Genomic DNA, 8547 nt, shown 5'->3' on the forward strand with positions numbered 1-8547 from the left:
TCACCGCCGAGGTGGGCGCGGGCCCCGTCGCGCTGGCCCGCGCCCAGCGCGCCCACACCGCCCGCGTCCTCCTGCGGACCACGAGCCTGCCGATCACCGAGGTCGCCTTCGCCTCCGGTTTCGCGAGCGTCCGCCAGTTCAACGACACGATCCGCGCGATCTACGCCGCGACCCCCACGGACCTGCGCGCCGCGCCCACCTCGGCGGTGAGCTGCCGCTGGATCTGGCGGGCGCTGTAGCCGAGACGTCCGGCGAGTCCGGCGACGCCTTCCCGGTCGACGACGCCGTCCGCGATGAGGCGCATGGCGCGGGCCACGGCGTCCGCGCGGACGTTCCACTCGGCCGAGCCGGGGGTGGTGTCCGGGCGGCAGCGGCGGCAGGCCCGGAACCCGGCCTGCTGGGCGGCGGCCGCGGTGGGGTGGAAGCGGACGTTGTGCCGTTTCGGGGTCACCGCGGGGCAGCTGGGGCGGCAGTAGATGCCGGTGGTCGTGACGGCGAAGAAGAAGGTGCCGTCGAAGCGGGCGTCCCGGCTTCGCACGGCCTCGTACCTGGTGTCCTCGATGTCCTCCACGGTTCCAGTCTCGGTGACGCCGGACGGTTCGGCTGGCGGGATTCGGACACGGCACTCGGCGTCCGCCGATACCGCCGGGCGACTCTCCACGTCCGCCCGCCTCGCCGGAACCGCCGGGCGTCCGGTCCCTCACGGGGACGCGGGGGCGGGTGCGGGTGGTTCGGCGGGTGCGGGTGGTTCGTGGTTTCTCGGGCGGTCCCCCGCGTCGCGTCCGGGGCACGATTCCCCGCGCCCCCGACGGGCAGCCCTTGGAGGGACGGGCCTGTGGCCCGCCCTCCAAGGGCTGCCCCCGTCAAGGACTAGTGGCGGCCGCCGCGCTTCGCCTCCATCGCCGCGCGGCCCTCCGCGCCCCTGCGCTTCCACTCCTTGCGGATCTCCGCGCGCAGGCGGGCGTCGCTCTTGGCGACGATGCGCTGGTTCTCGCGGAGGAGCTTGCGGTAGCTCTCCAGGCGGCGCGGGGACAGGGCGCCCGTGTCCACGGCCTGGAGCACCGCGCAGCCCGGCTCGGCGACGTGCGCGCAGTCGTGGAAGCGGCAGCGCGCCCCGAGTTCCTCGATCTCGGCGAAGACCTGGTTGACGCCGGTCTCGGCGTCCCAGAGGCCGACGCCGCGCAGCCCGGGGGTGTCGATGAGCACTCCGCCGCCGGGGAGGGCGAGGAGGTTGCGGGTGGTGGTGGTGTGCCGGCCCTTTCCGTCGACGTCGCGGGTGGTCTGGACGTCCATGACGTCCTCCCCGAGCAGCGCGTTGGCGAGGGTCGACTTGCCCGCGCCGGACTGCCCGAGCAGCACGGAGGTGCCGCCGGAGAGCACCGCGCGGAGGACGTCGAGGCCCTCGCCGGAGGTGGAGCTGACGGGGATGACGGGGACGCCGGGGGCGGCCGTCTCGACGTCCTGCACCAGGTACGCGAGGGTCACCGCGTCCGGTACGAGGTCGGCCTTGGTGAGCACGACCACCGGCTGCGCCCCGGACTCCCAGGCCAGCGCGAGGAACCGTTCGACGCGGCCGAGGTCGAGTTCCACGGCGAGCGACACGGCGACGACGGCGTGGTCGACGTTGGCGGCGAGGATCTGGCCCTCGGCGCGCTTGGAGGAGGTGGACCGCACGAACGCGCTGCGGCGGGGCAGGTAGGTGCGGACGTAGCGGGGGTCGCCCGCGGGTTCGACGGCGACCCAGTCGCCGGTGCACACGACCCGCATGGGGTCGTGCGGGGTGACGAACGCGGTGTCGGCGCGCAGCGGGCCGTCGGCCGTGATGACGTCGCACTGCCCCCGGTCGACCCGGACGACCCGCCCGGCGACGAGGCCCTCGGCGTCGTACGGGGCGAAGGAGTCCGCCCAGGCGTCGTCCCAGCCGTAGGGGGTGAGAGCGGAGAGAGAGGAGGCGGAACCGGAAGGAGAGCCGGAGAAAGTCAAGGGAGACCCTTCACAAGGGTGGTCCCGGCGGCCGCGCGAGCCCCTCAGGGCGGCGCGGGGTGAAGTGTGGGTGTCAGCCGGAGACCACGGAGGTGGACTGGATGGATTCCTGGATGAGGGCAGCGCTCGTCACCGTGACAGCCATCGGTCGACACCTCCTGTTTCTCTGCTCGTCGTCGGCACCGGCGGCCGGAGAGGCCGCGATGCGGAGTGGTCACACCCTAGCGGGGGCCGGCAGGGCCCCGTCAATCGAATTAACCGGCAGCCGCGAATCCGCCCGCCGACCGGGGCGGGCAGGGCAGACGGCGCAGCCGGGGCAGCCACCAAGCCGGTCGATCTGACGGTACGCCGACAGGGCAGACACACCGGTCCGCCGCTCCGCCGGTAGGACCGGCTCGCCAGTGGGCCCTACCTACCGCTGTGCCGGTTGGCCCGCCCTTCCCGCATGCGCAGCCGCCGGCCCGCCCGGTCGGTGTGCCCGGCAGCCCGTCCGCCGGACGCGGACACCCACCCGCTTATCGGCCCCCGGCTAGTCGGCCGTCTTGCAGGGTCGGCCGTTGAGGGTGAAGTCGTCGGGGACCGTGTTGGCGTCGCTCTCCTGGGCGCCGAGGAGGCCGACGCCGAACGTGCCGCCCTTGGCGACCGTCTTGTTGTAGTCGGCGGCGGTGGCCGTGACGCGGGAGCCGTTCTGGTCGAAGGTGCCGTCCCACATCTGGGTGACGCGCTGGCCGCCCTCGTAGGACCAGCCGATGCGCCAGCCGTCGAGGGCCTTGGTGGTGGTGACGGTGACGGTGGCCTGGAAGCCGCCCGGCCACTCGTTGTCGACCTGGTAGCGGACCTGGCAGGTCACGGAGGACGGCTTGCCGGGCTCGACCGGCTCGTGCGACACCTTGGCGGGCGTCGAGGAGTCGCCCTGGGGTTCCTCGTTGCTGTTGCCGCCGTCGCTGTCGCCGTCGTCGGTGCCGGTCTCCTGCGGGCGGGTCGTGCTCTGCAGTCCGGTCGAATCGCCGGACGGGTTGGGCTGGGCCTCCGGGAAGGAGGGGTCCCGCTGGACCACCGGCGACTCGCTCGTCGTGCCGTCCTCGGCCACGGCCGTGTCGTCGTCACCGAACTGCATCAGGGAGACGGCGAGCGCGAGCACGGAGACGACGGCGGCGCCGACCAGCATCCCGGTGCGGCCGATCCTCGGGCGGGGTTCCTTGCCCGGAGAGAGTCCCCGGTCGGTGCCGGTGGAGTCGGCGCGGCCGGGCAGGAGGCCCGCCTCCGCGGCGCGGCGGCGGCGCTCCAGGTAGGCGAGTCCGCCCCAGCCGATGACGCCGCCGGCGAGGGCGGCGGGCAGTCCGCCGCCGTGCAGGCCGAGGCAGGCGGCCGCCTCGGCGCACTCCACGCAGGTGGCGAGGTGCCGGGAGAGGTCGTCGGGGGTGTCCGTGCCGGGCGAGCGGGTGACCGCGTCCAGCAGCCGCGCGTAGCTGCGGCAGTCGGGGCCCATGGGCGTGTCGACCAGGTTGCGCTGGCACCGGTCGCGGAACAGGCCCCGCACCTGGTCGAGTTCGGCGCGGGCGACGGCCGGGTCCAGGCCGAGCCGGCGGGCCACCGAGGTCAGCGGCAGCGCCTCGACCTCGGCCAGCCACAGCAGCGCCGCGTCGGGCTCCTGCATGTCCCTGAGGGCACGCAGAGCGAGGGGGCGGTGCAGCGGCGGCCCGGCGTAGCGGAACGCCTTGTCCGAATTGAGCCACAGGCGCAGATCGGGGTCGAGCCGGTGGCCCTGCCCGCCCGACTCCCAGGTGGCGGCCGTGGTCCTGACCCAGGTCAGGAGGAAGGGTATGCGGGGCAGGCGCAGGGCCCGCCGTCCCGCACCGCGGCCGACGCCCGCCTCGAACTCCAGGACCTCGGCCTCCCGCATGCCGCTGCTGAAGGCCTGGGTGGCCAGTTGGGTCGCCGCGTTCGAGCCGGAGGTGCACAGATCGGCGTACGACAGGACCGCGTCCCAGCACTCCGAGAACAGCGCGGCTTCGACGGCGTCCTGGGGCTTCGGCAGGTCGGGCATGGGTCTCCTGCATCCACAGAGCGAGGGGGGAAGTCCAACAGAAAGGTCAACTGACCGTTGAGGCAAGGCAGTTGAGGGGACCACCTGGTGGCGGCCCCGAGCTTTTCACGCTTCCCGCACAACTGACAAGCCGCGTGTTCAGATGTGCCGAACGTCGGTTTCCGCTATGGAGTTGTACGTACGGGAGCCCCATGCGACTCACCGGTCACGGAAGTTACTTGACTGTAACCTCTTCGGTGGTCTCCTCCGCCGCCGGGAGGCTGTCCATGAAGGAGCTGACGGAGAACACCGCGTGACCGGGGCCGGGCGGGCCGTAACCGGGGGGCGAGGACAGGCCGAAGTCGTCCATCGTGGCGCGGTACGCCTCCAGGAGCCTGATGTGGTACTCCAGCGGCGCGCCCTGCGGGTTGGCCTTCCCCAGCGGGGTCGTGGGCTCCGGGCACCAGGTGGTGAAGCGGGGCGTGATGCCGTGCGACATGAAGAAGCGCAGGCCCTCTGTGGTGGACGCGATGGCCTCGTCGACCGTGGTGAACCCGAACGGTTCGGCCATCTCGACGCCTGCGACGAAGTTGGGGATGACGTTGCGCGCGCCGAAGACCTCCGCCGAGTCGAGGATGCGCTTGTGCCACTCGTCGCGGCCGACGTAGCGCTCCTTGCCCGGGCAGTACATCTTGAAGAGGTACTCGTCCCACACCTCGTAGTTGGGGTGGTAGATCTTCACGCCGTAGTCGTGGAAGCGCTTGACGTCGTCCAGCGGCAGCGCCTGCGCGACGACCTTGCCGATCCAGCGGTCGGGGAAGCGCTCCTCGATGGCCTTGGCGTAGTGGCCGTAGAAGTCGGCCTCGTCGCGTCCGGCGACCGTCTTGGTGATCGCGCCGCCGGTCAGGGTGTAGGCGGTGGAGGTCTTCGCCGTGTCGTACCGGTCGATGATCTCCAGGGCCTCCAGGACCTCGTCGACGTCCTTCACGCCCGTGTAGGGCCGTCCTGCCGCCTTGTGCTGGCGCCAGTTGTGGTTGATGTCGCAGTACTGGCACTCCTCCTTGGCGCCGAAGTACTGGCAGACGCGGAACACGGTCAGGTAGATGAGGTAGCCCCACTGGATGGTGGGGGCCACCTCCATCACGGACTTCCCGTTGGAGAGGGTGTGCCGGTAGTACTCGGGCATCGGCGGCACGCCGACGTCGGCGATGCGGCGGCCGTCGAGGTAGAGACCGAGGAGACCGTCGGCGTCGGCCGCGACCCGGTACGGCGACGACGGGTTGACCCGTACGGAGACGACGGTGCGCCGCAGGTCGTAGGGGCCGCCGGTGAGGATGATCTCCTCGGGCGGGCGGCGCAGGGCGGCCTCGCCCAGCTCGGGCAGGGTGCCGTGGTCGAAGGAGAAGATGAAGTACGACTTCGGCTTGACCTCGCCGTTCTCGTTGTCGCTGAGAGCGGAGGCGTCGAAGGCCACGCCGCCCCTGAGCAGGTCCTCCTTGAAGACGGCTTCCCGTGGCACGTGCGGGAACCTCTCCATCAGGTCCTCCACCAGCGCGGTGCGGCTGCCCATGCCGTTTCTCCTCTCGTTCGACTCCTCACGGTATGCCTCCGGCCCGGCGGAGGTGGGAGCGGGGCCCCCGAGCGGGTCGCGCGGCGGCCCTCGGGCCGACTCGGGGCGGCCACGGGGACCGGCGGTGGTCCCGCGCGCAGCCGGGCCCGGATCCAGCTCGGAGGTGAACCAGGTGCACATCAGGAGCGTGGCACTCGTCCTCTGCGACGAGCGCACCGGCGTGCACCAGTGCTGCGCGGCCCCGACTCGGGGAATCACCCGCTCGCCCGACCTGCCGTCCCGGTCTCGGCGGACGGCCAGGACCGGGGAGGATGAGCGCACCTGGGGATCGGGCCCCCGGGCTCACGGACGGTGGAGGACTTCAGGCATGACGACCGAGACCCTGACCAACTGGGCGCGGAACATCACGTACAGCGCGAAGGAGCTGCACCGGCCGCGCTCGGTCGACGCGCTGCGGGCCCTGGTCGCGGGCAGCGAGCGGGTGCGGGTGCTGGGCAGCGGGCACTCGTTCAACGAGATCGCCGAGCCCGGCCCGGACGGCGTGCTGCTGTCGCTGTCCGCGCTGCCGCCGGTGATCGAGGTGGACCGGGAGGCCCGTACGGTACGGGTCGGAGGCGGTGTCCGGTACGCGGAGCTGGCCCGCGCGGTGCACGCCCACGGGCTCGCCCTGCACAACATGGCGTCCCTGCCGCACATCTCCGTGGCGGGGTCGGTGGCCACCGGCACCCACGGCTCGGGGAACGGCAACGGACCGCTCGCGGCGGCCGTCCGGGAGGTCGAGCTGGTCCTCTCGGACGGCTCGACGCTGACCCTGGGGCGGGGCGACGAGCGCTTCGGCGGGGCGGTGACCTCGCTCGGCGCCCTCGGCGTGGTCACGGCGCTCACCCTCGATCTGGAGCCGGCCTTCGAGGTGAGCCAGACCGTCCACGGTCCGCTCCCCCTGGCCGGGCTGGACCTCTCGGCGGTCTCGGCGGCGGCGTACAGCGTGAGCCTGTTCACCCGGTGGCGGCACTCCGGCTTCGACCAGGTGTGGGTGAAGCGGCGCACCGATCAGCCGTTCCGGGAGTTCCCGTGGGCCGAGCCGGCGGCCGGGCCCGTGCACCCGGTGCCGGGGATGCCCACGGTGAACTGCACCGAGCAGTTGGGGGTGCCCGGCCCGTGGCACGAGCGGCTGCCGCACTTCAGGGCGGAGTTCACGCCGAGCAGCGGGGACGAGCTCCAGTCGGAGTATCTGCTGCCGCGCGCGGACGCCGGGGAGGCGCTGCGCACGTTGAACGGTCTGCGGGAGGCGGTGGCGCCCGTGCTCCAGGTGTGCGAGGTCCGTACGGTGGCCGCCGACGAGCAGTGGCTCAGCCCCTCCCACGGCCGGGACACGGTCGCGCTGCACTTCACGTGGATCGCGGACGCGACGGCCGTCCTGCCGGTGGTGGGGCGGGTGGAGGAGGCGCTGGCGCCGCTGGGGGCCCGGCCGCACTGGGGGAAGGTGTTCACGGTTCCGGCGGCCGCGCTGCGGGAGCTGTACCCCCGCCTGGGTGACTTCCGGACGCTGGCCGAGGCGCTGGACCCGGCGGGCACGTTCCGCAACACCTTCGTCCGGGAGGTGCTCGGCGGCTGAGCCGGGCCGACGGGCGGGGCTCCCACCTGGGGCCCGAGGCGCCCCGTCGCTCTCCGGCCAGCGGGCGGCGGCTACCGGGAGAACTTTGTAAACCCCCTTTCCTAACCCCTTGTCGAAAGTCCCTCCTAGTCATAGCCTTGCGCCGCGCCGGGGCCGCATGCCTCGCCACGGCCCGGAGGGATCGAGGAGAACATGTCGTCGGTGAAGCGCACGTCTCGCGACATTCGCACCGCGAACCGCTACGAGGTGCTGCGCCAGATCATCGCCGAGTCTCCCACGTCCCGGCAGGAGCTGGCCGCGGCCACCGGACTGAGCCTCGCGACGGTCGCGACGCTGGTCGGGGAGCTGCTCGACCTGCGGCTGATCACCGAGGTCGGCTTCGAGGACTCGGCGGGCGGGCGCCCCCGGGGGCTCGTCGCCGTCAACACCACCGGGGGCGCGCTGATCGGCGTCGACATCGCCGAGACCTACGTCCGGGTCGAGCTGTTCGATCTGGCACTCACCGTACTGGCCCGCGCGGACGAGAACATGCGCCCCGGAGAGAGCCGGCCGGAGCAGGTCGTCGGCCATGTCGCGGCGGCCGTGGGCTCGGTGGTCACCCAGGCCGGGGTCGAGGGCGCGCGCGTGCTCGGCGTCGGGGTGAGCGTGCCGGGCCAGGTGGACCGGGAAGGCGGGGTGTCGGAGTACGCCCCGAACTGGGACTGGCACGACGTCCCGCTGCTCGACCTGCTCGCCGAGCACATCGCCTACCCGCTCTACCTGGACAATCCGCTGCGGGCCTGCGCGGTCGCCGAGCTGTGGTTCGGCGCGGCCCGGGGCCGGGGGGACGCCGTCGTGGTGAACCTCGGTACGGGCGTCGGCGCCGGACTGGTGCTGGGCGGCGGGCTGCACCGGGGGGTCAGCAACAGTGCCGGGGAGTGGGGGCACACGACGCTCGTGCTCGACGGGCGGCTGTGCCACTGCGGCAACCACGGCTGCGTGGAGACCTATGTCGGCGCGCCCGGCATCATGCTGCATCTGCGGGAACTCGCCCCGCGGAGCACCCTGCTCCACCCCGAGGACCAGACCGCGACCATCGACGCCCTCGCCCGGGGGGTCGCCCACGGGGACCCCATCGCACTCAAGGTCGTCCGGGACACCGCCCGTTACCTCGGTGCCGGTATCGCCGACCTGGTCAACCTGCTCAACCCGGAGGTGGTCGTGCTCAGCAGCTGGGTCGCGGCCGCACTGGGCCAACCGCTCCTCACGGAGGTGCGGGAGGCCGTGGCCCGGCACTCGCTGCGCCGGCCACTGGACGCCGCCGAGATCGTCCTGTCGCCCATCCCGACCGACCCGGTGTGCCTGGGCGCCGCG

5 protein-coding genes and 2 pseudogenes are annotated in these 8547 nt (G+C 72.8%); 3 read left to right on the top strand and 4 right to left on the bottom strand.

Annotated elements, in window-relative coordinates; all coding sequences use genetic code 11:
• Positions 1-194: pseudogene (locus AOK15_RS28875) on the top strand (helix-turn-helix domain-containing protein); the annotation flags it as partial.
• On the opposite strand, the pseudogene AOK15_RS28880 reads toward AOK15_RS28875, so the two are convergent.
• The 4 genes and pseudogenes from AOK15_RS28880 to AOK15_RS28895 all read right to left on the bottom strand — a co-directional run.
• Positions 191-571, bottom strand: a pseudogene (locus AOK15_RS28880) (Ada metal-binding domain-containing protein); the annotation flags it as partial. The pseudogenes AOK15_RS28875 and AOK15_RS28880 sit on opposite strands and share 4 nt — an antisense overlap.
• 299 nt (positions 572-870) lie before the next feature.
• A complete protein-coding gene (rsgA, locus tag AOK15_RS28885) occupies positions 871-1983 on the bottom strand; it encodes a ribosome small subunit-dependent GTPase A (protein WP_055521286.1) in 1113 nt (370 codons plus the stop codon).
• A gap of 529 nt (positions 1984-2512) precedes the next feature.
• The gene (locus tag AOK15_RS28890) at positions 2513-4030 is read right to left on the bottom strand and encodes a cellulose-binding domain-containing protein (protein ID WP_055521287.1); all 1518 of its coding nucleotides are present in this window, start codon (positions 4028-4030) and stop codon (positions 2513-2515) included.
• A 214-nt stretch (positions 4031-4244) separates the two neighbouring features.
• Entirely contained in the window at positions 4245-5579 is a 1335-nt protein-coding gene (locus AOK15_RS28895; RefSeq protein WP_055521288.1) for a radical SAM protein, read from the bottom strand.
• A gap of 367 nt (positions 5580-5946) precedes the next feature.
• Between AOK15_RS28895 and AOK15_RS28900 the strand changes: the two genes are divergently transcribed.
• Positions 5947-7194 (top strand): FAD-binding protein, encoded by a 1248-nt coding sequence (locus AOK15_RS28900; RefSeq protein WP_055521289.1) that lies wholly within the window; start codon positions 5947-5949, stop codon positions 7192-7194.
• 192 nt (positions 7195-7386) lie between these two features.
• Positions 7387-8547: ROK family transcriptional regulator (locus AOK15_RS28905; protein ID WP_205632252.1), on the top strand; the 1161-nt coding region annotated here is incomplete at its 3' end.

The organism is Streptomyces ossamyceticus (assembly GCF_001418475.1).
In the GTDB taxonomy this organism is placed as follows: Bacteria; Actinomycetota; Actinomycetes; order Streptomycetales; family Streptomycetaceae; genus Streptomyces; species Streptomyces ossamyceticus.